Origin of the sequence: Novosphingobium aerophilum (assembly GCF_014230305.1) — a bacterium.
GTDB classification, from domain to species: domain Bacteria; phylum Pseudomonadota; class Alphaproteobacteria; order Sphingomonadales; family Sphingomonadaceae; genus Novosphingobium; species Novosphingobium aerophilum.
Map to the genome: position 1 here is coordinate 1 of NZ_JACLAU010000096.1, position 1,759 is coordinate 1,759.

1 protein-coding gene and 1 pseudogene are annotated in these 1,759 nt (G+C 60.4%); one reads left to right on the plus strand and one right to left on the minus strand.

What is annotated here, in order from left to right; all coding sequences use genetic code 11:
• Positions 1 to 173, plus strand: a pseudogene (locus H7F49_RS19140) (integrase core domain-containing protein); the annotation flags it as partial.
• A 247-nt stretch (positions 174 to 420) separates the two neighbouring features.
• On the opposite strand, the gene H7F49_RS19145 reads toward H7F49_RS19140, so the two are convergent.
• Positions 421 to 1,554 carry an IS110 family RNA-guided transposase gene (locus tag H7F49_RS19145; RefSeq protein ID WP_185685143.1) on the minus strand — a complete coding sequence of 378 codons (1,134 nt, stop codon included), beginning with the start codon at positions 1,552 to 1,554 and terminating at the stop codon, positions 421 to 423.
• Between the last annotated feature and the right edge of the window lie 205 nt (positions 1,555 to 1,759).

A 1,759-nucleotide genomic window follows, 5' to 3' on the forward strand; every position in this document is an offset into this window, starting at 1 on the left:
TGGACTTCTCCCGGCCCGGCAAGCCTACGGATAACGCCTACATCGAAGCCTTCAACGGGCGCTTCCGGGCCGAGTGCCTGAACACCCACTGGTTCCTGACGCTTGCAGATGCCCGCGAAAAGTTGGAGGAGTGGCGCAGATACTTGTATGTTGGGTCCCCGCGTCAAGCGGTGTGTTCATGGTCATCTCCTTGCTGTTTTCAGCATCGGCTTGAGCATCGCCTGTCGGGCACCATGCACCCACCTGGGCACATCTACTTGTATCCGGTTGGGGACTGGACCCCTGACCATAATCTCATTCACGACCTTAGGGATGCTGCGAGGGGCGACCTAACTACAACTCGGCGCTCTTGGCGCCATACCTACGCACGGTCGATACCCACGCCTTCGACGGCTGCCATGCCGCCAAAGCTCTTAGACCTCAGCGGGCGTTCACGACTGCCCCTGCCGGAATCACTCCGTGTTCAACAAAATGCCACAAGGCGATGGCGAGCTTCCTGGCCATCGCCACGATGCCAACCTTGCGGCTTCGCATCCCATTCCCGGCGAAGCGGGCACGGTACCATGAGGCGAGCTCACTTGTGGGCTGATGACGCATCCAGGCCCATGCGATCTCGACAAGTAGCGTCCGCGCTGGCTTGTTGCCCGCTTTGCTGATGCCTTGGTCACGCTGAACTTCGCCGCTAGCGTAAGGGGTGGGCGCCAGGCCTAGGTACGAAGCGAGATGCCGTCGGCTGTGATATTGTCGCTGGAATACCTCGGCGACCAGCAGGGTGGCGCTAAGTTCGCCGATGCCGGCCAGCTTTGTCAGGGTGGCAACTTTCGATTTATGCGGAAACGGCGACGCCGGGTCGAGAAGGGTTTGATGGCGCTCTGCCTCGAGCGCCTTTACCTGCTCCAGGACAAGGTGAAGACGTTCAAACTCACGAGTGATCTCTCCCTTGATGTAGCGCCCAAGAGGTCGCCCATCGCCGGTTTCGAGACGATCGAGCTGCGCGCGCCAGTTCCCGCCCCACAAACCCTTGATGCTTCTGATCCCATGTAGAGCGAGCAGCGCCCGTATACGGTTCACGTGCCGGGTCCGTTCAGATGCCAAGCGCGTTCGCTCGCGGCTGATCCGCTTTGCGTCTTCGGCTTCTGGTGTTGGTACCGGTACAACCCGACAAACGCTGAGATCGCCGGCCAGGTAGGCGCGAAGGGTGAAAGTCATAGCCTCCACATCGATCCGGTCGGTCTTGGTCCGACGGCCGCGACGTGACACAAGGAAGCTGGCAGCATCCAGTACAAAGACATCGAGGCCGCGATCACGAAGGAAGCGTGCAAGCCAGAATCCGTCGTATCCAGCTTCGAAGCAAATTTTCAGTTCAATCGCCTGTCCGAACTCACGGGCAAGCCGGGTCTGGATCTTGTTGAGGTGTTGCATGAGACGATCGGTGTCACCGCCAGGTACCGCGCCGACGGAAACCTTGTTTCCCGTTGGCGGCAGAGCGCCGACTACCCAGCGCGCGCGGCTAAGCTCAATTGCGACAGTGCAAATCAAGGATGCATCGGTCATGGTAGGTCTCCGGCTTTGCGCCGGACCGTCCGGCGCGCGTCCGAGTCGGACACCCATAGGATCTACAACGAGGATCGGCCGCACGGTGCCATCGGCAACAAGCCCCCGATCACGCTGATGAATCACGGTGACGCACCCAGCCCGTCACCGTGACCCTGGTCGGGAAACTCTAACCCGGGGTGGTCCAGAGAATGGTGTCGGATCA